The 24,216-nt window shown below is 38.3% G+C and carries 24 protein-coding genes; 12 read left to right on the top strand and 12 right to left on the bottom strand.

Annotated elements, in window-relative coordinates:
- Positions 1-104: 104 nt before the first annotated feature.
- The gene (locus tag BM141_RS19845) at positions 105-860 is read left to right on the top strand and encodes an outer membrane beta-barrel protein (protein WP_091549207.1); all 756 of its coding nucleotides are present in this window, start codon (positions 105-107) and stop codon (positions 858-860) included.
- Positions 861-875: 15 nt separating this feature from the next.
- Here BM141_RS19845 and BM141_RS19840 read toward each other — a convergent pair whose 3' ends face one another.
- Positions 876-2,123, bottom strand: a complete 1,248-nt coding sequence (locus tag BM141_RS19840) for a SpoIIE family protein phosphatase (RefSeq protein ID WP_091549206.1) — start codon at positions 2,121-2,123, stop codon at positions 876-878.
- A gap of 6 nt (positions 2,124-2,129) precedes the next feature.
- On the bottom strand, positions 2,130-2,624 hold the full coding sequence (locus BM141_RS19835; RefSeq protein WP_091549205.1) for a Rab family GTPase: 495 nt from the start codon (positions 2,622-2,624) through the stop codon (positions 2,130-2,132).
- A gap of 108 nt (positions 2,625-2,732) precedes the next feature.
- Here BM141_RS19835 and uvrC point away from each other — a divergent pair, with 108 nt between their 5' ends.
- Positions 2,733-4,583, top strand: a complete 1,851-nt coding sequence (gene uvrC / locus BM141_RS19830; protein WP_245764121.1) for an excinuclease ABC subunit UvrC — start codon at positions 2,733-2,735, stop codon at positions 4,581-4,583.
- A 28-nt stretch (positions 4,584-4,611) separates the two neighbouring features.
- On the opposite strand, the gene lpxB is transcribed toward uvrC, so the two are convergent.
- From lpxB to BM141_RS19810, 4 genes are read right to left on the bottom strand one after another with little or no spacing between them, the layout of a single operon-like run.
- Positions 4,612-5,718 carry a lipid-A-disaccharide synthase gene (gene lpxB / locus BM141_RS19825; protein WP_091549211.1) on the bottom strand — a complete coding sequence of 369 codons (1,107 nt, stop codon included), beginning with the start codon at positions 5,716-5,718 and terminating at the stop codon, positions 4,612-4,614.
- 38 nt (positions 5,719-5,756) lie between these two features.
- Positions 5,757-6,596 carry a phosphatidate cytidylyltransferase gene (locus BM141_RS19820; protein ID WP_091549203.1) on the bottom strand — a complete coding sequence of 280 codons (840 nt, stop codon included), beginning with the start codon at positions 6,594-6,596 and terminating at the stop codon, positions 5,757-5,759.
- On the bottom strand, positions 6,577-6,798 hold the full coding sequence (locus tag BM141_RS19815) for a putative signal transducing protein (protein ID WP_245764120.1): 222 nt from the start codon (positions 6,796-6,798) through the stop codon (positions 6,577-6,579). Before BM141_RS19815 ends, BM141_RS19820 begins: the two co-directional genes overlap by 20 nt.
- The gene (locus BM141_RS19810; RefSeq protein ID WP_091549202.1) at positions 6,798-7,757 is read right to left on the bottom strand and encodes a CPBP family intramembrane glutamic endopeptidase; all 960 of its coding nucleotides are present in this window, start codon (positions 7,755-7,757) and stop codon (positions 6,798-6,800) included. Before BM141_RS19810 ends, BM141_RS19815 begins: the two co-directional genes overlap by 1 nt.
- Before the next feature lie 221 nt (positions 7,758-7,978).
- On the opposite strand from BM141_RS19810, the gene BM141_RS19805 reads away from it, so the two are divergent.
- The 3 genes from BM141_RS19805 (at position 7,979) to BM141_RS19795 (ending at position 10,104) form a co-directional block, all read left to right on the top strand.
- Positions 7,979-8,833: a hypothetical protein gene (locus tag BM141_RS19805; RefSeq protein ID WP_091549201.1), complete on the top strand. Its 855-nt coding sequence runs from the start codon at positions 7,979-7,981 to the stop codon at positions 8,831-8,833.
- Between the two features lie 70 nt (positions 8,834-8,903).
- On the top strand, positions 8,904-9,290 hold the full coding sequence (gene apaG / locus BM141_RS19800) for a Co2+/Mg2+ efflux protein ApaG (protein WP_091549200.1): 387 nt from the start codon (positions 8,904-8,906) through the stop codon (positions 9,288-9,290).
- Positions 9,291-9,312: 22 nt separating this feature from the next.
- Positions 9,313-10,104, top strand: coding sequence for an O-methyltransferase (locus BM141_RS19795; protein ID WP_091549199.1), 792 nt, complete (start codon positions 9,313-9,315; stop codon positions 10,102-10,104).
- Positions 10,105-10,294: 190 nt separating this feature from the next.
- Here the strand turns inward: BM141_RS19795 and BM141_RS19790 are convergent, their stop codons facing one another.
- The 5 genes from BM141_RS19790 to BM141_RS19770 form a co-directional block, all read right to left on the bottom strand.
- Positions 10,295-12,811 (bottom strand): ribonucleoside-diphosphate reductase subunit alpha, encoded by a 2,517-nt coding sequence (locus BM141_RS19790; protein ID WP_091549198.1) that lies wholly within the window; start codon positions 12,809-12,811, stop codon positions 10,295-10,297.
- Positions 12,812-13,093: 282 nt separating this feature from the next.
- Positions 13,094-14,125, bottom strand: coding sequence for an FAD:protein FMN transferase (locus BM141_RS19785; RefSeq protein WP_177217471.1), 1,032 nt, complete (start codon positions 14,123-14,125; stop codon positions 13,094-13,096).
- Between the two features lie 21 nt (positions 14,126-14,146).
- Complete coding sequence (locus BM141_RS19780) at positions 14,147-14,941, bottom strand: thymidylate synthase (RefSeq protein WP_091549209.1); 795 nt, start codon at positions 14,939-14,941, stop codon at positions 14,147-14,149.
- A gap of 179 nt (positions 14,942-15,120) precedes the next feature.
- Positions 15,121-16,566 (bottom strand): NADP-dependent isocitrate dehydrogenase, encoded by a 1,446-nt coding sequence (locus BM141_RS19775; RefSeq protein ID WP_091549196.1) that lies wholly within the window; start codon positions 16,564-16,566, stop codon positions 15,121-15,123.
- 249 nt (positions 16,567-16,815) lie between these two features.
- Complete coding sequence (locus tag BM141_RS19770; protein WP_091549195.1) at positions 16,816-17,898, bottom strand: aminotransferase class I/II-fold pyridoxal phosphate-dependent enzyme; 1,083 nt, start codon at positions 17,896-17,898, stop codon at positions 16,816-16,818.
- Between the two features lie 73 nt (positions 17,899-17,971).
- Between BM141_RS19770 and BM141_RS19765 the strand changes: the two genes are divergently transcribed.
- The 7 genes from BM141_RS19765 (at position 17,972) to BM141_RS19735 (ending at position 23,357) form a co-directional block, all read left to right on the top strand.
- The gene (locus tag BM141_RS19765; protein WP_091549194.1) at positions 17,972-18,916 is read left to right on the top strand and encodes a DnaJ C-terminal domain-containing protein; all 945 of its coding nucleotides are present in this window, start codon (positions 17,972-17,974) and stop codon (positions 18,914-18,916) included.
- Positions 18,917-19,189: 273 nt separating this feature from the next.
- On the top strand, positions 19,190-19,630 hold the full coding sequence (locus tag BM141_RS19760) for a hypothetical protein (RefSeq protein ID WP_091549193.1): 441 nt from the start codon (positions 19,190-19,192) through the stop codon (positions 19,628-19,630).
- Between the two features lie 192 nt (positions 19,631-19,822).
- Positions 19,823-20,419, top strand: coding sequence for a cytochrome c oxidase subunit 3 (locus BM141_RS19755; RefSeq protein ID WP_091549192.1), 597 nt, complete (start codon positions 19,823-19,825; stop codon positions 20,417-20,419).
- Between the two features lie 124 nt (positions 20,420-20,543).
- Positions 20,544-21,281 carry a cytochrome c oxidase subunit 3 gene (locus tag BM141_RS19750; RefSeq protein ID WP_245764119.1) on the top strand — a complete coding sequence of 246 codons (738 nt, stop codon included), beginning with the start codon at positions 20,544-20,546 and terminating at the stop codon, positions 21,279-21,281.
- Positions 21,282-21,310: 29 nt separating this feature from the next.
- A complete protein-coding gene (locus tag BM141_RS19745) occupies positions 21,311-21,622 on the top strand; it encodes a cytochrome C oxidase subunit IV family protein (protein WP_091549191.1) in 312 nt (103 codons plus the stop codon).
- Between the two features lie 50 nt (positions 21,623-21,672).
- Entirely contained in the window at positions 21,673-22,329 is a 657-nt protein-coding gene (locus BM141_RS19740; protein ID WP_091549190.1) for an SCO family protein, read from the top strand.
- A gap of 26 nt (positions 22,330-22,355) precedes the next feature.
- Positions 22,356-23,357, top strand: coding sequence for a hypothetical protein (locus BM141_RS19735; RefSeq protein ID WP_143091014.1), 1,002 nt, complete (start codon positions 22,356-22,358; stop codon positions 23,355-23,357).
- A gap of 650 nt (positions 23,358-24,007) precedes the next feature.
- On the opposite strand, the gene BM141_RS23150 is transcribed toward BM141_RS19735, so the two are convergent.
- Positions 24,008-24,216, bottom strand: a 209-nt coding sequence (locus BM141_RS23150) for a hypothetical protein (RefSeq protein ID WP_177217470.1), incomplete at its 5' end; no start/stop codon positions are given.

Here is a 24,216-nt window from a genome sequence, read left to right as displayed (position 1 = left end):
ACATCCCTAACTTTTGCTATTTATTTAAACTTTATAACTCAACAACCTATCTTAGATATAAAAAACTTTATATTTTAACTAGCACAATTGGTATTTTAATCATTTTGTATCTTCTTTTCCCCTCTTTCCTATTTGCCCAAGAAGTAGGCAAAGGACAGTGGAATTTCCAAATAAAAGCAGGAGGAGTGCTGACAACCCATAAGTTTACACAACTAATTGTGGATTTGGTGCCTACGCCCCCTAACAATCTGACTGGCTCGCAAGGAGGCTATATTGGTAGTATGCTCAAAGATAGGCATAAATATCGTGTAGGGGTAAATTTTGGGCTTTATGCAGAATATACCCCTACCTACTCAAAATATTTCAGTTTAATTGGCGGAATAAGCTATCGACAAAGAGGATTTACAGCGTATCCACCTTCTCCTGTTGATTCTTTGATGCTTAGCAACTTGGAGTTAAAAGTTACCAATAACCGTTTAGACTATCTCAGTTTAGACTTGGGATTCAAGCTAAAAACTCGGAAGAGCATATATTGGATTGCGGGGGTACGTTATGACTACTTAATAAATAAAAAAACAAGTCGTAACTTTGATTTTTACATGAATTATTTTGAAGGAAAAGAGTTTTCTCCTTTTTTTATTCAAGGCTTTAATTTGAATCTTTTTCCCCAAAAATACACTACCGCTTTAGAGTTAGAGCTAAATCCTGGGTTCAAAAACTTAAATTATCGTCCTCAAAACGACAGTCCAATATTATTACCGTTCTCTGAAAACAAAGTTATCAACTGGGCAATGAGTCTAAATTTGGTAATAGGGATAAAAAATGAACATCGAGTTGTAAAAAAAATGGCTATTGGTTAAAAGTAGGAGAAGGTTCTAAAACCTTAATCCTACTATCAAAATGTCATCGGTTTGTTTATTCTCACCCTGCCAACTGAGCAGGTTGTCGAGCAGAATATCTTGTTGAAGGGCAAAAGGAAGGTGGTGAATTTTCAAAAGTAGATTTTTAAAATTTTTCAACATGAACTTTTTGTCCTCTGTTCCCCCAAATTGGTCTGCATAGCCATCAGAACAAATATAAAAAATATCATTAGGCTGAATTTGCAAGGTGAACTCGACAAAGTTTTTTCCATGAACAACATGATGCCCCCCAATCGCATAAGGCGCGCCTTTGATTTCTTGGAAACTCCCCTCTCTGATGAAGTACAAAGGGCGTTTCGCTCCTGCAAAGGTAATGCTATTTTCTTGATTGTCAATGGTCAAAATAGCAATATCCATGCCGTCATGGACTCTATCGTCGTTTTCAAAAAGTTGGAGCATTTGCTTATCAAGCGACTCTAACATTTGCTTAGGGGAAGTAATTTTTTGTGCATTGATGGCAGTTTGAAGCATATTTTGTCCTACAATAGACATAAAAGCCCCGGGTACGCCATGCCCCGTGCAGTCCGCAACAGCTACTATGGCTTTGTTACCTACTTGGCTTGCCCAGTAAAAATCACCGCTCACGATGTCCTTAGGGCGATAAAAAATCATGGTTTCAAAGCTGACTTGTGCAAGTTTTTTTTGCGTAGGCAAGATAGCATTTTGAATCCTTTGGGCATAGCGGATACTATCTAAGATATCTTCTTTTTGTTTTTCTATAAGTTGCTTTTGGGCTTGAATATCAGCAGTTTGTTTCTCTACTTCTTCTTTTAAGAGTTGATTTTGGGTTTTTAACTGCAAAAGTTCATTTTGAATATAGGTATCGTTACGTTCTTGCTGTACTAAGGAAAGGTACTGATTGTGAGCCGTATTGTCCTCTACAATCCAAAGATAAAAAATTTGATTGTTTCGTTGTATGCGTTTAATCGTATAGTCAAATACTCCGTCTTTCCCCCAAAAAGGGATTTCCATGCGTGGGAAAAAAAGTTCGCTCTGATGCTCGTCTAAGGCTTCTATGACGCTTTGGATACTTTCTAAAAAAGGATTGAATTGGTAGATAGACTGACCGTACAGATGCTTCAAATCAGCAAAAGAATGGTTGCTGTCCAAGATTTTTCCCTCTTGGTCTAATAACACAAATTGTAACCATTGACTAAGATAGTGCTGTTGATGTTCGAGCAATATATCTTGTATTTCAGTCATTTGTACTTACTTGCTAATCATTTTTTTGGTTAAATCATAAAACATATCTTCTACCTTTTCGCCTGTCTTGGCACTGGTCAGGTACTCGCAGGGAAGGGGTAGTTGGGGTATAGTTTCTTGCAACTGCTCCTCTGTCAGCAGGTCTTTCTTATTGCCTGCAATGATATACGGCACGTTAGGGAGCATTTGCTTGATGTAATCCAAATCTTCAGCAATGTGTTTGAAAGTAGAAGGGCGAGTAAGGTCAAAAACGTAAATAATACCATTAGCACCCAAGTAATAAGACTTAGGCACTTTGGTCTGCGATACCTCCCCCGCAATATCCCAGATAATGAGATTAGCCTCTATATCATTGATAATCAATGTTTTTTTATCAATTTTTACACCAAGTGTGGTAAGGTATTCGTCTGCAAATTTTTGAAAAACAAATTGGCGAGTCAAAGAGGTTTTGCCTACACCAAAATTTCCTATTAAAATCACTTTTTTACTTATGCTTTGCATAAACAGTTTGTTAGGTCTAAATGAAAGCACAATATTACAATTTTTATTCTATGCAAAGCCGTTTTCCTATCATTTTTATAAATTTGGAGAAAAATATTTATTTACATTGTGGAAATAGCAGAAACCCTTAAAATTCTCCCTACTGAGCCGGGGATTTACAAATTTTTTGATAGCCAAAATGTAATTATTTACGTAGGCAAGGCAAAAAACCTAAAAAATAGGGTAAGTAGCTACTTTGCCAACAAAGCCGATTTGAACCGAAAAACCCAACGCTTGGTAAGCGAGATTCGCCGAATTGAATATACAGTGGTCAATTCTGAATTTGATGCTTTTCTCTTGGAAAACAACCTGATAAAGGCAAATCAGCCCAAGTACAACATCTTGCTCAAAGACGACAAGACTTTCCCTTACATCTGCATTACCAACGAGCCTTTCCCCAGAGTTTTTCCCACCCGAAGGCATGACAGAAAGGACAGCACTTATTTTGGACCCTACGCCAGCGTAAAGGCAATGCACACTTTGCTTGATTTGGTAAAAAAACTTTATACGATTCGCTCTTGCAACTTGGCTCTAACTAAGGAAAATATCAAAAAGAAAAAGTTTAAAGTTTGCTTAGAATATCACATCAAGAACTGCAAAGGTGGGTGCGAGGGTTTGCAAACAGAGGAAGACTATCAGAAAGATATAGAGCAAGTTATCCATATCTTGAAGGGGAAAACCAATGTAGCGACCAATTATTTTAAACAAAAAATGCAAGAAGCGGCAGAGGCGTGGAAATTTGAGGAAGCACAACTTTACAAGGAAAAATTGGAGTCTTTGGAAAAATTCCAAGCCAAGTCTTTGGTCGCCAATCCTAATATTTCTGACATTGATGTTTTTGCCATTACTTCTGATGAAAAATTGGGTTATGTGAACTACTTGCACATTCAAAATGGCTCAATCGTGCAAACCCAAACCCTGACAGTAAAAAAGAAATTGGACGAAACAGACAGCGAGATTTTGGCATACGTGATTTTGGATTTTCGCAGTAAATCAGGGGCATGGGGCATGGGCGAGAGGAGTGATAGCACCCCTCTCAGCGAAAATCTGGCAAAGGAAATTTCCTTTAATAAAACAAAAATCATCACCAATGTAGAGGTACAAATCGAGGGTTTGGACATTCAAGTTCCCAAGATTGGTGATTTGAAAAAGTTGGTAGAGCTTTCCTATAAAAATGCTCTTTTCAAGAAAAAAGAACGCATGAACCGAGAGGTAGAAATCAAAGATAATTCTGCTAACAAACGTATTTTAGAGCAGTTGCAAAAAGACCTCAACCTCATCAGGCGACCCGACCATATCGAGTGTTTTGACAACTCTAATATTCAAGGCACAAATCCCGTTGCCGCTATGGTTTGTTTCAAAGATGGCAAACCTTCCAAAAAAGACTATCGCCATTTCAAAATCAAAACCGTAGTAGGACCCAACGACTTTGCCTCTATGTACGAGATAGTAACGCGCAGGTATGCAAGGCTTTTGAATGAAAATGCAGACCTGCCCCAGCTCATCATCATAGACGGCGGCAAGGGACAGCTCAGTGCGGCTTGCGAAGCTTTGAAAGCACTCAACTTATATGGAAAAATTCCTATTATTGGCATTGCTAAGCGATTGGAAGAACTCTACTATCCTAATGACGAACTACCGATAATGATTAACAAAAAATCAGAATCCTTAAAACTCATTCAACGCATTAGAGATGAGGCACATAGGTTTGCCATTACTTTTCACCGCGACCAACGCAGTAAAAACAGCTTGGTTAGTCGTTTGGAACAGATAGACGGCATCGGCAAAGCTACCGCAGAAAAGCTCTTAAAAAAGTACAGGTCTGTCAAAAAACTCTTAGAAATTCCCCCTTCGGAAATAGAGGCTCTCATAGGCAAAGACAAGGCAAGGATAGTGCTGGAGGGGCTGAGAGCGGAATAATAACAATCGATGGAATTTTGTAAGTATGCTAACCTTCATTCAAATACTGCCACATTAGCTTAGCTGCAACCTCAGAGGCACTTGCTTCGGTTTGGATTTTTTGGCGAAGTGCTTGGTAATCTTGCAGAATCTGCTGCCTATTTTCTCCTAAAATTTTTGTTAGTTCTTGTTTTAGAGAGCTTTCTGTAATGTCGTACTGTACTAATTCTTTTACGATTTCTCTGCCTGCGGCGAGATTGACCAAAGAAATGTATTTGACTTTGACTACCATCCACGCAATCAGCATAGAAAAAAAGTCGCCCTTGTAGCAGACTACCTGTGGAACGTTGAAAAGTGCTGTTTCCAGCGTAGCCGTACCCGAAGTAACCAAAGCTGCCTTTGCCACACTCAGCAAGTTATATGTTTGGTCAAAAATTATTTTTAGCCCTGCCTGATAGGCTATCTGGTACAATGCTTTGTCCAAATGACTTACTCCTGCGACAATAAACTGATAATCAGGGAAATACTTTGCCATGCTGACCATGTAAGGTAGCAAATATTTGATTTCATTTTTACGACTACCCGCTAAAATAGCAATGATGGGCTTGTTATCTATCTGATTTTTTTCTAAAAAATGAGGATTGGGTTGGAAGTTTTGTATGGCATCAAAAATAGGATTGCCGATATAATCTACCTCATAATCATATTTTTTATAAAAATCTTTTTCAAAGGGCATGATGCAGAACATTCTATCCACAAGACGCTTGATTTTCCATGCTCGCTTGGTATTCCATGCCCAGACTTTGGGAGAGATATAGTAAAAAGTCTTGAACCCTTGCTTTTTAGCAAACTCAGCTATGCGGAGATTGAAACCTGCATAATCTATCAGTATAACTACATCTGGTTGGTAATCAAGTATATCTTTTTGACATTCTTTCAAATATTTTCTGATTTTGTTGAGATTGAGCAGTACGGCGGTAAAGCCCATGAAAGCCATTTCTTTGTAATGCTTGCTCAGAATCGCGCCTGCTTGTTGCATCTCCTCGCCTCCGAAGCCACGAAAAGAAGCATTTGCATCTCGTTTTTGCAATGCTCTGATGAGATTCGCTCCGTGCAAATCGCCTGATTTTTCCCCTGCGATGAGATAGTATTTCATTTTGTATGCCCAATGGTTTTGATGTACCAATATTAAACTTATCCTACCAACTTTACAAAAGCCACAATAAAAGGAGAAGAAAGCAACAAGGAGTCAAATCTATCTAAGAAGCCTCCATGTCCTGGGATAGTATTGCCTGAATCTTTGATGCGAATGCTTCGCTTAAACAAAGATTCTACCAAATCACCATAAGTGCCTGTAACTACGATAATTACAGCTATACAAAGCCATTGCCAGAGCTGTAAATCTTGGAAATAAATAGAAAGGATATAAGCAAAAAGCAACGCCAATAGCGTACCTCCTATGCTCCCCTCCCATGTTTTTTTGGGCGAAATCCTGAAAAATAGTTTATTTTTACCAAATTTTCTGCCTGCAAAATACGCTCCTGTATCGCTTGCCCAGATAAGAAAAAGCGAACCTATGACAATCTGATAACTATAAGTATGTTTTAGAAATACAGCCATATTGAGCAAGGCAAAGGGAACTGCCACATAAATAATTCCTAAAAAAGTAAATGCAATATTGACAAAAGGCTGGAGGTCGCGACGAATGTATTGGTAAAGTTTGATAAAGTACACCCCCGAAACTACTATCCATATTAAAAAATAATAGTTGTGGTTAAGCTGGTACTTTTCTACCAGAAAAGTAAGGGTAAAGATAAACTGCCCATTAAAAGTGCCAAAAGTACGCAAAGGCAGGCTTCCGTCCAGTCCTAATAATTTGTAGAACTCTAACTGAGTAAACATGCAAATCAGGAAAAAGACAGCAAAATACGTCCATTCGCTGTACCAAGTACCCGATAAAATGATTGCCGCTCCCACTACGCCAGCAATAACGCGTTGTTGTAGTTCGGAAAAACTATTCAAATTCCAATTCATGTTGTATAATCCTGATGGCTTTGATGAGGTGCTGCTGATTTACATATACTTGGTAGCTTCCAAACCGATAGGCAGAATCTTTTTTGTTCATCACTACAGCAGGAATCTCACAATCCTCTAAAACAGCTTTTACTATGCTGATTCTTACTTCATTGGGGTTTTCATAAACCACTTTCCAGTCATTGCCCATAACTTTTTCCATTAGTCCCTATCATTTAAGTCTTTTGAATAAGTAATCTTTTTAAGTGCTGGATTCGCTTTTGATGCCATGCTATAAAATACTAAAACAAGTAAAGCCGTCAAAATCAAGGACAAAAGAGCCGCATCGCTCGGAACTTCTTGCTTATCTATGTCTATTTCTATATGATTTTGCTGGTAAAGATACATCATCATGATGGTAAAACCATTATTGACAAAGTGAGCTACCATAGCGTAAATCAGATTTCCTGACCATTGGTACAGATAGCCAAATAATGCACCCAATAACATTCTTGGTACAAAACCGTAAAACTGCAAGTGGAAAGCACTAAAAATAATGGCTGCCAGCCAAATTGCAACGTGTGCATTGCCTAATAGCTGTTTCAATTTATTTTGTAATACTCCCCTAAAAAGCAGTTCCTCGCCTATACCAGGTATAATCCCAATAACTATAAAACCAAGCAGAAACTGCTCAAAAGAGCGAAACTCAGTCAAAAAAATGGTCAGGTCTTTTAGCTTATCCTCTTGGAGTTTTGCCCACTGCTCAAAACTATCCATAAAGTCAGGAAAATCTACTTCCATATTCCACTTCCCAATCCAAGTAATTGCAGGCATTTCTATTATCGCTACGCCAATGCTTGCCAAAATCAATGGGACTAAATACGTTCCATTGCTTTTAAATAAGCCTTTCAAAGACAAAGTTTTATCTATCCAATAAATATAAATCAAAGGAGTAATCACAAAAAGCCCTAAGGCTGTTACGCCTTGCATTATCATTAACACGGGTCTTATTTCTGGGAAATTGAGCGGGTCTGATAGGAGTTGGGTAATGGCTTCTAAGTCAAAATTGACCAAGGGCAAAACTACCACAAACGCCAAAGTATTGGAAAGGAAAAAACCTACCAATAGCACCAAGACCATTTTTACTAAATCAATCCACACCTGTAATCTATCTTCTTGCATGATTATTTTTACCTATTTTATTAAAGCATCAGCAAAGATATAAATTCCCTTATAAAGAAAACTAACGATAGCTAATTTAGCATTTTTTTTTTATCTTTGTGCAAACCATATAAACCTTGATAAGTAGAGTTTACACATATTTAATATGTATCTTTTGTTCGGTAATAACTTGCCAATCTTATGCTCAAAGCATAGGACTAAATTGGCTTTTCAGACCCGGCATGAGGTTTTCCTCTTCTTTCGTTCCTAAGCAAAATATCCAAGATACTACTTACTTCGGTTTTTCTCACTTCAATACTTCCTTAGTCATTCCCGTTGCTGGCGAAGTGGAAGCAAGCCTAAGTAAATTAAACCTGAAAGCCAATCAAACTTTTATTACTGCCAATATTGGCTCTCGCTTTCTGCAAACCAACTTGTTGGCATACCAAAAGTTAGCCCATAATTTTTCTTTTGGAGTTACTCACGTCCAAGCAGATGTGAGAAATGGCATTTGGTTTTATACTTTCAACATTGGCGCAGTAGAATCGCCGGAAACTTTTGATAAAATAAAGCCTTTTTTTATTGGCGGAGCCGCAAAAATAGTGTTAAAAGGATTGCGCACTTTTAATGTTTATGGCGTAGGGCTGACCTATCAGTACAATCAAGTCATTCCTATACCTCTGTTTGGCATTAGCCGCTTTTTGAGCAAAAACATACAAGTTTCCATGCTCCTCCCTACCTATGCAGAACTTATTTATGTTGGCAAAGATAACTTAGACCTTGCCCTAAGGGCAGATTTTGCTGTATTTCGCTCAGGAATTTTACCCGTAAGCAATCAAAGACCTGTAGGTAATGAAAAAACTTCTTTGCAGTACAGAGATGTACGCTTAGGCTTGCTTGCTCGCTATAGCCCCAGCAGTAGAGCCAAACTACAAATCCAAGCTGGAGTGGCAGGAGTACGAAGCCTAAAAATATTTTACAACAATGAGCAAATTCGTTCTTATAATCCCTCCTTTGCCCCTTTTATAAACATCGCTTTACACATCAACTTTGGGAATGCACCCATCAATTCACAACTTTTTGGGAATGAATTTTAACAATCTCTATTTTTTTTAGTAAATTCATTTTGAATTTATTATTATTGCAGCATTAAAACAACTTGCGAAAATGGTAACAGAGATTACACAAGGCGTCAAAGTAAGCGTTATTCCTCAGTATCTTCCAGAATCTTCTAAACCTGAACATTCTCATTTTGTATTTGCTTATCATATTACGATTGAGAATCACAGCGAATATACCGTCCAACTGTTGCGCCGCCATTGGCTTATCTATGATGCCAATGCTACTATAGGCGAGGTAGAAGGCGAAGGCGTAGTAGGGCAGCAACCTATCTTGGAACCCGGCGCAGTTCATCAGTACAGTTCGGGGTGTAACCTCAGAACGGCTATGGGCAAAATGAAAGGGACTTACCTCATGGAACGACTCAGCGACGGACATCAGTTCAAAGTAACTATCCCTGAGTTCACTATGGTAGTGCCGTATATTCTGAATTAAAGATTTTGACGAAAGAAAAGACTTGAAAAGATTATTCGAATACCTTACTTTTTGGTGGAAAGCAGGCGATGCACACAGCATTCACTCTCCTTTTGTTTTCCAACTTTATACCCAAGTGATTAATATAGAAAAGCAATACTACTGCTTTGAGATTTTGGAAAATCTACGGCAGAACTTATTGTCAGATGATACACTTTTAGCAATCAATGACTTGGGAGCAGGTTCTAAAAATTTGACCTCTACTCAGAGAACAGTAAGCCAAATTGCTAAAAACTCTATTGCTAATCCTAAAACCGCCCAACTTTTATTCAGATTAGTCGATTATTTCCAACCTAATACTATTTTAGAATTAGGCACTTGCTTAGGGCTGACGACCTTGTATCTTTCCGAAGCCTCGCCCAAAGAAGCCAAAATCTATACTTTTGAAGGAGCGGAAGCCTTAGCCGAGCAGGCTAAAAAACTCTTTGAAAAAGAAATTACTAAACAAACCACTCATAACATAGCATTAGTCGTAGGCAATTTAGATGAAATCTTAGCCAAGAAAGTTGCAGAACTCGAGCAGATAGACTTTGTATTTTTTGACGCTAATCATCAGAAAGTGCCTACACTGCAATATTTTGAAATCTGCCTAAGTAAGGCGCATGAAAATACCGTTTTTGTTTTTGATGACATCTATTGGTCGGCAGAGATGCAAACCGCATGGCAAGCTATCCAACAGCACCCCCGAGTTGTTTTGACAATTGATTTGTTTCATGTAGGACTGGTATTTTTCAGGGAAAAGCAACCCAAACAGCACTTTAAACTGAGGTTTTAGAAAGCGCAATGACAAACCGAAAAAGTGAAAATTTACTTTTGAGGTAAATCTTCACTTTTGGAATGTATATACCCAAACAAAATTAGTTTGCGAATTTATTTGAGTGAAAAAGTATTAATTATCAATCTTTTACATCTGACAGGTTTGCGAAACCTGTCAGATGTAAGCATAACCACTTTGTTACGAAAAACTATGCACTACAAGCCTCACAGCTGTCAGGGTCATCAAGCGAGCAGGACATATCGCTAAGTTTTTGCTCATAGTTTTCTACCTCGACTTTGGCTTCCTGCTTTACTTGGGTTTCTGGTCTTACTTGGAAGTTAGAAGTATTCAAGTTGAGGCTTGCCTTTCTCTCGTAGAATGTAACATTTGCATTAGTCAATACTTGCTCTTCCTCTTGAAGGCGGTTTTCTATTTGGGTCTGTACGCCTTTGGTGAGAGCGTTTTTATCTACTGTAAACTTGATAGCATCTGCGGCGGCTTTGGTTCTGAGGTAATACATACCTGTTTTTAAGCCTTTTTTCCATGCGTAGAAGTGCATAGAAGTTAGCTTACCAAAGTTCGGGTCTTGCAAATGTATATTCAAACTTTGGCTTTGGCAGATATAAGGAGCGCGGTCTGCTGCCATGTCTATAATGGTTTTTTGACTAATCTCCCATACTGTTTTATACAAATCTTTGATTCTCTGAGGAATATTTGGAATCTGTTGGATAGAACCATTTGCCTGAATAATGAGGTTTTTCATAGTTTCGTTCCACAAGCCTAACTTTATCAAGTCTTTGAGTAAGTGCTTGTTTACTACGATAAACTCCCCAGAAAGTACTCTGCGCGTATAGATATTGGAAGTATAAGGCTCAAAACACTCGTTATTGCCTAAAATCTGCGAAGTAGAAGCAGTGGGCATAGGGGCGACTAAGAGCGAGTTTCTTACCCCGTATTGCAAGATTTCTTTACGCAATCCTTCCCAATCCCAACGCCCAGAAGAAGGTTTTACGCCCCACATATCAAATTGGAAAATGCCTTGCGAGATAGGCGAACCCTGATAAGTTTCATAAGGTCCGTGTACTTTTGCCAAGTCCTTAGAGGCGGTCATTGCCGCAAAGTAAATAGTTTCAAAAATATCTTTGTTTAGTCCTTTGGCTTCTTCTGATTCGAAAGGCATTCTTAGCATAATAAAAGCATCTGCTAAACCTTGTACCCCTAAGCCAATAGGACGGTGGCGAAGGTTAGACCTGCGTGCCTCCTCTACGGGGTAGTAGTTGATGTCTATGACCTTGTTTAGGTTTTTAGTTACTACATAAGTTACATCAAATAGCTGTTGGTGGTCAAACTTGCCGTCGTGAATAAACCTTGGCAGGGCAATAGAGGCTAAGTTACAAACGGCGACCTCATCTGGCGAAGTATATTCTATGATTTCTGTGCAAAGATTGCTCGACTTAATTGTGCCTAAGTTCTTTTGGTTAGACTTGCGGTTAGCGTGGTCTTTGTAAAGCATATACGGCGTACCTGTTTCTGTTTGCGACTCTAAAATCTCAAACCAAAGTTCCTGTGCTTTTACGACTTTTCTTGCTCTACCTTCTCTTTCGTATTTTTCGTAAAGTTTTTCAAAATCTTCTCCATAGCAGTCTGCAAGTCCTGGTGCTTCGTTGGGGCAGAAAAGCGACCACTCTTCGTCTGCTTCTACTCTTTTCATGAACAAATCAGGAATCCAAAGTGCATAGAACAAATCTCTTGCTCTGAGTTCTTCTTTGCCATGATTCTTTTTTAGTTGTAAAAAGTCGAATACGTCTGCGTGCCAAGGCTCTAAATATATTGCAAAAGCCCCTTTGCGCTTGCCGCCGCCTTGGTCTATGTAGCGAGCAGTATCGTTGAACACACGCAACATAGGGACTATGCCATTAGAAGTTCCGTTTGTTCCTTTGATATAAGAACCTGTGGCTCTGACATTATGCACAGCCAACCCAATACCACCAGCAGACTGAGAAATTTTAGCACACTGCTTCAAGGTGTCGTAAATCCCCTCTACGCTATCCTCTTTCATAGTAAGCAAGAAGCAAGAGGAAAGCTGAGGTTTAGGTGTTCCTGCATTGAAAAGCGTAGGGGTAGCATGAGTAAACCACTTCTCTGACATGAGATTGTAGGTTTCTATCGCCGCCTCTACGTCCTCGCCGTGAATCCCTACTGCTACGCGCATGAGCATGTGTTGAGGTCGTTCTACTACCTTCCCATTGAGTTTGAGCAAGTAAGAACGCTCTAAGGTCTTGAACCCAAAATAGTCATAGTTAAAATCGCGGTCGTAAATGATGGCAGAGTCGAGCAGGGCTGCATTTTTTCTGATGACCTCGTATGTTTCTTTGGAAAGCAAAGAAGCGTTTTCTCCTGTTTTGGGGTCGTTGTACATATACAATCTTTTCATCGTATTGGAAAAAGACTTGCTTGTTTCCTTTTGCAAGTTCGAAATCGCAATACGCGCTGCCAAAATAGCATAATCAGGGTGTTTAGTAGTCATAGAGGCAGCGGTCTCAGCGGCAAGATTGTCTAATTCTACGGTAGTAATTTTTTCGTACATGCCCGTAATTACCTTTTGGCAAATCTGAAAAACATCTATATAGTTCATGTCTAAGCCATAGCAAAGACGTTCTATACGAGCCATGATTTTTTCAGGTCTGCTCGTTTCTAATCTTCCATCTCTTTTGGTTACTAACATATTTTAATAATGAAAATAGTAAAACAATATGTATTTCTTTATGAACTGATATAACAAGCGATGAGTTTATGCGTAATCGTTATGGTTAAAGTACGGTTAATAATTAATTAACAATTTGTTTATCAGTTGTTTGAGGCTAAATGTAGCTAATACAAAAACTAAGGTAAGGAGTTTTTTATTACAAACCAATAGGCAAAAACCCTTGTTTTTCCTAAGTAGGTGATTTCCAAGTTGTATTTTTTTATTGAAAAAAAATATTTTTATATAGTCAAATACAAAAATTTATGGATAATCTTTGTACTGGGTGTGGATTAATCTTTTCATACCTTGAGTTTGCTTTACAAAATATTGATTTTCATTATAATAAATAATTTGTGTGCCTAATAAAATAGACTTTTGACTTTCGAGGTTTTTTGCTAAAGCAAAGCCTATTTTTTTTCCTAATACACTTAAAGCGGAAGCAAAAGCATCGGATGTACTACCGTTTTTTGCAATGACAGTTACTTGTATTCTTTCTGTAAGCCCCAAACCTGTCTTAGGATTAATAATGTGTGAATAGCGTTGCCCGCCTATGGATATATACTGAAACATATCGCCGCTTGTAGCGATGGCACAGTTTTCCAAAACTATTTTTTGACTTTTCCCTATATCATTCTGTGCATTATCAGCAATTTCTATTTGCCATCCCTTTTGATTGGGAGGAGCGTTTCCTATGACTATATCTCCCCCTAAATCCACCAAAGCAGACGACACGCCTAACTGACGTAACAACTCTAAAACTTTGTCAGCGATAAAGCCCTTTCCTACTGCCCCTACATCAAGCCTCATTCCTTTTACGAGTAGTTCAACTGCTTGTTTTTGAGGGTAAAGTTTAATTTTCTGGTAGCCCGTAGTAGCTCGGGCTTTGGCTAACTGAGTAGCAGTGGGAAGTACGCCTTGCCTTTTTGCCCTTCGCCAAAGTTGGACATAATTCCCTATAGTAATGTCGAATGCACCTTTGGAAAGTTGGGAGTAAATCAAAGACTGAGAGATGATTTCATACAAGTCTTTGCTCACTGCCACTGGCTTTTCTATCCCCGAGCTATCGCAGAGCTTCCTGATTTGGCTATTTTCGTTGTAATCACTTAGTATTTCGTTGAGTGAATCTATTTTGGAGAATGCCTTTGCTTGTATGACCTCGGCAGTCGTAGAATCCTTTGCGTAGAAAACTAACCTACAAACCGTTCCCAATTTACCCTCTACAAACTCATAGCGGTACTGGGCAAGGGAAATGTTCACAGATAAGACCACTAATAAAAGTAAGACTATTTTCAAGGCTGATGGGGTTTGAATGTCTTATACAGCTACTTCCGCTCTGATGTGCGGGTGTGGCTGATAGTTTACCAAAGTAAAATCTTCATACTGAAAGCTAAAAATATCTTTTACCTGAGGGTTGATAAGCATTTGCGGCAGAGGTCTTGGCTCTCTGGCAAGTTGGATATGTGCTTGCTCTAAGTGGTTTAGGTAGAGGTGGGCATCGCCAAGCACATGAACGAACTCGCCTACGCCCAAGTCGCAAACCTGCGCTATCATCATAGTAAGTAAGGCATAAGAAGCAATATTAAAGGGGACTCCTAAGAATACGTCTGCACTGCGTTGGTACATCAGGCAGGAAAGTTTGCCCTCTGCTACATAGAATTGGAAAAGCAAATGGCAAGGTGGTAACTTCATTTTTCCAATATCTGCTACATTCCAAGCACTGACTATCATGCGTCTTGAATCTGGATTTTGCTTTATTTGCTTGATAACTTCTGCGATTTGGTCTATGGATTTGCCCTCAGGCGTACTCCAACTCCGCCATTGGTAGCCGTAAACAGGTCCCAGTTCTCCATTTTCGTCTGCCCACTCGTCCCAAATACTCACACCGTTCTCTTTGAGGTATTGGATATTGGTATCCCCTTTGAGAAACCAAAGCAATTCGTAAATGACTGATTTGAGATGTATTTTTTTTGTAGTAATCAAAGGGAAACCTTCATTCAAATCAAATCGCATAGTATAGCCAAATACGCTGACTGTCCCTGTGCCTGTGCGGTCGGTTTTCCTTACTCCATTTTGGAGGATATACCTCATTAAGTCGTGATATTGTTGCATACCAAATATAGATAATGATTGAGCCTTCAAAATTAGGAAAAGAAAAATGAATGCCAAAGTATTTGAGCTCCTTTCAAAATCAAAAAGGGCATACCTATTAAGCATACCCTTTTTCATCAAATCAGCTGTTGAAGATTTCTCGTTGCGTTCTATTTATCATCTTGAATGTCTTGTATTATCTATTGTCCTTGCGCTAAACTGTAGCCTTTTTTACCTTCAAAGGTGCAAAGATTTTCAGTTTTGATAAAGTCAAAACCTGCTTTGCTTACGTTGCTCAACAAGTCGATAATGTCTTGGTGAGTAACTGCTTTGCCTTCGGGTTGTTCAAATCTACATCTCCAGTGGTCGGTGCAGAAGGTTTCAGGCATACCATCAGGATATACTTTTACCCCTCTATTACTGATAACTACCAACTTCAAAGCCTCTGTATTGCAAGTAGCCAATTTATCGCCAAGGTCATTGGGGCTGGGACCGTCCCAATTGATGAACACATCTACACCAATAGTTTCTTTGGCAAGACGAGGGCGATTTTTGATTTCTACATGTATTTTTTTGCTTTCCGCAGGATAATCTGCTACTTTCAACTGCGAAGGTTTCTCACCGAGCCTTGCAATGACCGCCTGAGCAAACTCTTTTGTTCCTACTTTTTCTTTGCTTGTTCCCTCTTTAAAAATGTCGTAAGTATGTATGCCATCTTCCATAGTTTTAAGCCAAGCATTGTGTACTTTGCTGGCGATGTGTCCTTGACCTATGTGGTTGAGCATCATGATTCCCCCGAGCAATAAGCCTGACGGATTGGCTAAATTTTGACCTGCACGTCTTGGGGCTGAGCCGTGAATAGCCTCGAACATAGCGCAGTGGTCGCCGATATTGGCTGAGCCAGCCAAGCCAACTGAGCCAGTAATCTGTGCGGCTACGTCTGACAGAATATCTCCATACAAATTAGGCATGACGATTACATCAAAAACCTCTGGTGTATCTGCTAACTTTGCCGCTCCAATATCCACAATCCAATGTTCTTTTTCTAACTCAGGATACTCAGCTCCGATTTCATCAAAAACTTGATGGAAAAGTCCATCAGTCATTTTCATGATATTATCTTTGGTAAAGCAAGTTACTTTTTTGCGGTTATTATTGCGTGCATACTCGAAAGCATAACGGACTATTTTCTCACAGCCTGGACGAGTAATCAGTTTCAAGCATTGATATACTTCGCTTGTTTGTCTATGCTCTATCCCTGCATACAAGTCTTCCTCATTTTCCCTTACAATAACTACGTCCATAACAGGATGTTTACTCTGAACAAAGGGGTGGTAAGAAACACAAGGGCGGACATTGGCATATAGTCCTAAGGTTTTTCTTGTAGTTACATTCAAACTTTTGTAACCACTTCCTTGTGGAGTAGTAATAGGAGCTTTCAAAAAGACCTTTGTTCTTCGCAGAGATTCCCATGAGGAGTCTTCTATACCTGCTGAGATTCCTCTCAAATAGACTTTTTCTCCTATTTCTATTTCTTCTAATTCTAACTGCGCTCCTGCGGCAAAAAGAATATCTAACGTTGCGCGCATTATCTCCGGACCGATACCATCTCCGTATGCTACAGTAATAGGCGTTTTTATGGACATAGACTCTTTGTTTAGTTGTTTACTTATTATTTAAATCTAACAAAAAATGTTTTAGATGAATAAAATATCAAAGAAAATGGTTAATAATTCCATTTGAGGCAAAATTAAAGAATTTCTATCTGTTTTTTTCTAACTTTTACATGAAAAATTTAAACACTTCGCTCCAGCCCTAACTTTAATGATGAAAGATGACATCATAAATCCCCCAATTTGATATATTATTTAGCCCTGAGAGCATAGTAAAATAGGCTAATGCTCTACCTTTGGGCGTATATCTGCCACAAAAAGTTTCAATAACTCGACTAAGTAAGCCAAATCAGATAGCGTATGCAAGCTGCTTAACACTACTCTGCTTATTGGTTCGCTATCGGGCTTAGGATAGGGGAACGAAGAAATCAGTACTCGATGCTTCAACAAGAAGGGATAAAGAGCAGGCTGATAAGTCCGAAAGACAGGGTAATCCTCTGCATAGTCGAGCAGATTCAAGTCTTTCACTTCTGAGGAGAAGAATTGGATATTTTTTTTCAACATGACTAATTGTTTTTGATACTCTTCGCCAATTTTTAAAAAAGCATAGCAATAGGCAGGCAGCATAGGAGACGCTCCCGCATAGAAACTGCTCTTTTTCAGGGTTTTGATAATTTCTTGCTCGCTCAGTACCATGCCCGCAGGCATTCCTAATGCTTTCCCCATAGAGGCAATAACTACTTTGGTAACATTCTTCATAGGAGGAATGTGAGCATAAATACCTCTGCCATTTTGTCCTGTAACGCCTATCCCATGCGAATCATCTACGACCAAGATAATTTCTTTTGCAATATTTAGCCTTTTTATCCATTCAAAACTATGCACTTTGGCGTGTAAAACATCTACCGCATTGCACACTAATACCATATTTTGCTTAGAAGTATAGCTTTGGAAAACAATCTGCTCCACCCAACTTTCAAAATCTGGGCTATCCATTTTCTCCAAACCACAAAAAACAGCAGGGTGAGTATGAGGAGCATAAGAAATAATATAACCTTTTGAAAATAAATCTCTTATCCACTGAGCAATTAGCTGTCCTGCCAAAAAACCAGAGGACATCGTAAGACTTTGCTCTGCTCCTGTCCATTGGCAAAGGAAATGCTCTAACTCCTCGAAGACTACAAGACGCAAATTAGAAGTGCGTGAACTACCGTAATTTGTTCCATATTTACTAAGTCCTTCCTGGACAGCTTTTTGGAAAACAGGATTTACCGACATTCCTAAATAAGAAGTCCCACTAAAGAATAGATATTCTTGATTATCTATGCAAGCAATTCTTGAGGGATGTTGAGAAGAGAAAAACATATTTAATCGGTTTGTCGTAATTTAGTTTAATTTTGTAAATTCGCTCTGATTTTTGAAATATACAATCAAATACATGGAATACAAAGATTATTATAAAATTTTAGGCGTTCCGAAGGGAGCAAGTGAAGAAGAAATAAAAAAAGCTTATCGCAAACTTGCCAAGCAATATCACCCCGATAAAAATCAAGGTAATAAGGCAGCAGAAACGAAGTTCAAAGAAATTTCAGAAGCATACGATGTGCTTGGCGACCCTAAAAAAAGAAAATACTACGACCAACTTGGAGCAAACTGGGCTGAGTACCAAAAATATGGAGGCGACCCAGAAGATTTCTTGCGAAGGAAACAAAATCCTTTCCAACGCTCCACCTCTAATACGAATACCCCGCCTCCCCAAGAAGACTTTGATTTTGGGGACTCTTTTGGTGGAGGTTTTTCAGACTTTTTTAAAAATATCTTTGGGAGGTTCATGGGAGAGGACGAGGAACCAAGAACGAGCCAAAGAGTAAGTAGAGGAAGAGACTTTGAAACAGAAATGGAAATTAGCTTAGAAGAAGCCTACACAGGAACGGCGCGCATCTTGAACGTATTGAACCAGAACTTGCGACTTACTGTAAAAGCAGGCATAGAGGACGGGCAAAGGCTAAAACTTGCTGGGCGAGGGGGCGAAGGGGCTGACGGCAAGCGAGGCGACCTGTACGTAATAGTGAAAGTAGCTAAAAAAGAAGGATTTGAGCGCAAAGGAGATGACATACATTGCACGGTAAACGTACCTATCTACACCGCTGTTTTAGGTGGGAAAGTGCCTATTAAGTACTTGGACGGAAAAGAAATCAATTTCACTATCCCACAAGGCACAGATAGTGGCAAAATATTCAGAATCAAAGGGAAAGGTATGCCTAAGTACAATAATCCCACAGAACACGGGGACTTGTTTATCAAAGTAGTTTTACAAGTACCTAAAAACTTGACTAATAAAGAAATAGAACTTTTCAAGCAATTAGCGGAATTGAGGAAATAAGTTTTCTTATGCTGTGCTGGGAGTAAGTACATTATTCAATAGCATTTTTAAGAGTTGGTACTGAGCAAAATTTAATATAGAAAAATCCTCTTAAAATAGTATTCCTATAGAAATTAAGTATCAAAATTGCTATGTAAAAAGTAGTTAGTAAAGTCGTGTATGAAATAAAAAAAATCAAATACTTTGAGTAGGATATGCTAAATTTGCTATATTGCGAAATTATTATACTTTTAAAATTAACAAAATTCTGTATTGAGTTTTACATTTTTTGATATGAATAACCTACAAGTTACATCAAATAGTGAACGTATTGAACTGAAAAATGAGGGAGGCTACGTATATTTAATGATTGAGGCGGACAAAGAGAATAACTGGTTATACTATAAATGGAGAGGCTTTCTTCTAATGGAAGAACTCAAGAAGGGATATAATAAGATTTTAGAAGTCTTAGAAAGTCAAAAATTGCAAAGAGCATTAGCCGACCATGCAAACATTGTAGGACCTTGGAACGAAGCCAACGAATGGCTCGTCAATGAGTGGACGCCCAGAGCAAACAAATTAGGACTTAAATACTTGGCTATCAATACTGCAGGGGACTTATTTTCCAATATCTCCTTAGAACTTTTCCTAATCAATAATAAAAACTCATATTACACTACCCAAGTATTCGACACCTTAGAGGAGGCGAAGTCTTGGCTGAGGAAGGTCAGCTAAACTTCCCTATATACCTACCTTATTGCTATTTTTTCAAACCTTATTACAAAACCTTGTGTTATCTTGATGTATAAGTAAAACCGACTATTCATAGACGATTTGCTTATCAAAGTGCAAAAATTAAAATACTTCTTAGCTTTTATTTCGGAATCGTACCTTAATTTTGCAGTCAAAATTTAAAAGATTGAAAAAATGGCAGAAATTACACAAAAAATAAGCGAAGAACCTAATAATAATACCCTGTCGATGCACCCCAAAAAATTTGCATTGTGGCTGTTCATCGTAAGTATAGTCATGATTTTTGCGGGTCTGACTTCGGCTTACTTAGTAAAACAAGCAGAGGGTGGTTGGTTGCTTTTTGAATTACCTTTTATATTTTATATTAGCTCTGGTATTATCTTAGTAAGCAGTCTTACGATGCACTGGGCATACCTAAGTGCCAAGAAAGATAATCTTGCGGCGACTAAGTTGGCAATGTCTATCACTGTAGTTTTAGGCTTTGCTTTTTTAGTAACTCAACTCATGGGTTGGAGCGATTTGGTAAAAATGGGCATCTTTTTCGCAGGAAGCCAAGCCAATGCCGCAGGTTCATTTCTCTATGTATTCTCTGGCTTGCATGGCTTGCACTTATTGAGTGGTATTATTTTTCTGATTATTATTTTAGTAGCCGTTTTTAGGTATCAAATCCACGCTAAAAGCATGGTCAGAATGGAAATGTGTGCTACTTATTGGCACTTTTTAGACCTACTTTGGATATACCTTTTTGTATTTCTCATCGTCAATTCGTAAAATATTTCGCAAAATTATTTTGTCGTTTAGGATAAAATTTAAGTATCTTTACAAAAAATCAAAGTAAGCACTTTGTAAGTTATTGTAAATAAATATATTATACGTTTATCATACTACTTTAAAGATGGCAACAATCACTGTCAATAAAGACTCAGTTTGGAATGGTGGTCAAGAACCAATGAAGGCAAGTTACGGAAAACTCATGATGTGGTTTTTCTTACTTTCAGACGCTTTTACCTTCTCTGCACTTTTAATCACTTACGGGACGATTCGTTTCATGAATCCTGCCTACACAGGTCCAAGAGAAGAATTTACCTTCTCTCCTAATTACTGGCCTATCCCTGAAAAAGTATATGAAGCTATCCCCTTCTTTCACGGAGTTTCTGCTCCTCTGGTTTTCGTAGGTATTATGACCTTTATCTTGATTTTGAGTAGCGTTACTATGGTGCTTGCCGTAGAAGCAGGGCATCGTATGTCGCAAAAAGAAGTAGAAAAATGGATGCTTTGGACTATTGTTGGCGGTTTTGCTTTCTTAGCCTGCCAAGCGTGGGAATGGTCGCACTTTATCCACGGAACAGATGAAGGAACAGTAATGAATGACGGAACTGTTTTCCATGGAGCTAATTTAATTAAGAACCAATACGGTCCGCCTCCTTTTGCTAATCTGTTCTTCTTTATCACTGGATTTCACGGCACTCACGTATTCAGCGGGGTAATATTAAATATTATTATTTTCTACAATGTAGTTATGGGTGTTTACGAAAGACGTGGGCATTACGAAATGGTGGAGAAAGTGGGTTTGTATTGGCACTTTGTAGATTTAGTCTGGGTATTCGTATTTACTTGTTTTTACTTGTTATAATTTTTTAACTTTGAAATAAAGATATTGATATGGCACATACAGAACAAGCACAACATCAAGGTGGAGGAATGAAAAATCCTGTTGTAAAAAGGTTAATTACTGTAACTATTTATCTTTCTTTGCTTACCGCATTGGAGTTCGTAATTGCATTTTTACAACCTCCCGGCTTATTAAAAAATTTAGAATTTGGTATTCTGACCATTTTCAAAGCCTTTTACATAGTAGGTGAATTTATGCACCTAAAACACGAGGTAAAGTCTTTGATTTGGTCTATTATGATACCTATGGCTTTTATTGTTTGGTTTATCGTAGCATTATTAGCTGAGGGTGGTTCTCACTAATTTACTTGTGTATAAAAAATCTTTCAATTAGGTCTATTTCCTATTTTGATATGAAAAACAAATATTTTAAAGTCGGCGTGCTAATGACTATATTGGCAGTGCCGACTTTTATTATTTTATTCCTTCATAGTTTTGGAGAAAATAAGTTTGAGATTCCTGTCATGAATCCAAGCTCGCCTGATTGTCAGAGCAATGTGTTGGATAGTGTACACAGGATTCCTCCGTTTAAGTTTATTTCCCAAGATGGCAAAGAAGTTACGGAGAAAGACTTTGAAGGGAAAGTATATATTGTAGATTTCTTTTTTACTCGTTGTCCTGACATCTGCCCCACGATGACTTCTGAGTTGGTACGCGTGCAGGAAGCCTTCAAAGATTTTCCTGATGTTCGGATTCTTTCGCACTCTGTCGACCCTTTGTACGATTCCGTAGCGATTTTGAAAGAGTATGCCCAAAAGTTCAAAGCAAATACTCAAATATGGACTTTTGTAACAGGTGATAAAGGGGCAATTTACAATATGGCGAGATGTGGCTACTTTATTTCTGCGAGAGAAAACACCTCGCCGATTAGTGTGGACTTTGTGCATAGCGACAAGGTAGTGCTTATAGATAAAGAAAAACGCATCAGAGGTTATTACAGCGGCACTAACCGCAAAGAAATAGATAGGCTCATTACCGAAGTGCAGATTTTACTGCAAGAGTATAAGTAAAGGTAAGACAATAAATCGCTATTTCTATGATGAAAAAATTTTTTATCTTCATTATTCTTTGTTTGCCACTTACTTCGCTTTACGCTCAAGCAAATGCACCTCGCTACATGCACTTGGTAGGCACGCTTGGCAAAGTACCTGTAACTATGGACTTGATATTGCATAATCATCAAGTAGTTGGTAGGTACTATTTGGATAGGTTGGGGCAGCCTATTTTTTTCCATGATGGAGATTTTGAGAAAGAAATACCTAATCTCGGAAAGGAAAATTTTTATTTAGCAGAAAGCTACGGCTATTGGGAGGGAAAAATCAAGAAAAATAAGATAATAGGGACTTGGACTTCGGCAGACAGAAAAAAACAACTACCCTTTGAGCTTGTAGAAAACTATGCCCAAAGTATGCAGTTCAAACCGTACTATTTTGATAATTCTCAAATAGTCAATGCCAACTCCCAAGTAGAGGCTCAACTCTTGTTTCCTTTTGCCTTGAAAAATGAAGAGGTTTTAAAACAACTTCAAACAGAAATCGGGAAAAAAGTAGTAGGCATTGGCTTTCCTAACACTTTACTTCTCAATGCTTTTCAGTACGATGTGCTAAAAAAGTTTGATTCAGACAAGGAAATCCAAAAAGTACAAATTCAGATGAGTATATTTTTGAATGAGAATAATCTACTCACAATCAGTAGTTTTCAAAGTGGAACAAACAAAAAAGGAAATACAGGGACTATACGCAGCCAATACACTACTTGGGACTTGGCTACGGGCAAGGAAATTACTTCTAAACTGATTTTCAAAGAAAACCACGAAGAAGAACTATTAAAAATTCTTGGACAAGTGATAAAGCGGGATTACGATGGAAAAGTCTTTGGCAATTTAGTTACAGAAAATTATGGGATATTGAGGGGGGGCATTATGTTTGTTTTTGATAATGAATACCTTAGTACAGAGGTCTTTGTTTCTTACAAAGAATTAGTAGGTATATTGAAGCCTGATAGTCCTTTGCAAGTTTTATTTCCTAAAAAACCCTAAGAATTTTGAAAATCCTTAGGGTCTTGATTTGCTTCATTTTATACTCAATCAAAAGTGGTTTTGAAATTTTCTTTACTCCAAAGTCTCGGTTCTCTGACACTTCCTGTGTAAAACTTATGTAAACTTTCATCTGCCCTTGACTAACACCTTAGGTGTGCTATTTTTGTAGAAAATGAATGAATATACCCACACAAAACCGCGTAGCGGTGGCATATTTCACGCCTACGGCCTTGCTGTAGGTGGGTTGGGCTTACTCTTTTTTTACTAAGATAATAGTCCTACGGGCTTAAAGTTACATGTAGTATTGTTCATTGGCTGACTCCACAAAAAATGTCAGAGAGCCGAAGTCCCTTTCTCAGCAAGAGAAAGGGATTGAAAAATCATTTTATTCTGACAATATTACCGCCAAATTTTGGTTTACTCGATATTGACGGCATGTAGTTTAACAAAATTAAACAAGATTTCATCATTAAAAAAATCATTAGGAGGCTTTTGCGAAGTATTTAAAAAAAATCATAGTACATTTCCGCCTTTTGAATGGCTTTGAGGTCAGTAATAGAAAGGTTTGGATTGTTGGATAACTTTTTGTACTTTTCCAAGATGATTTGCGCCACTATCCGGCAAGTAAAGGCAATACTGACCGCATTAGTTTAGTTGATGTTGTTTGTAGTTTTTGAAATCAGAAAGTCCAAAAAATTGCTTGGCATCTCTAAATTATTTGCAGCGGTGGAAGCCTCCGTTTTAGTAGGTTTGACCAGTTGTGTGCAAGATAAAAAATGAGATTTTTCACTGCTCACATTCACCACACTTGCGTCCAGAAAACTGACCGAAGAAATCAATTTCCCTACCAGCGAAGAGT

The sequence above is a fragment of the Thermoflexibacter ruber genome, from assembly GCF_900113045.1.
Taxonomy (GTDB): Bacteria; Bacteroidota; Bacteroidia; order Cytophagales; family Thermoflexibacteraceae; genus Thermoflexibacter; species Thermoflexibacter ruber.
Note: the sequence above shows the minus strand (reverse complement) of the source record. Positions and strands in the feature narration are given on the sequence as shown.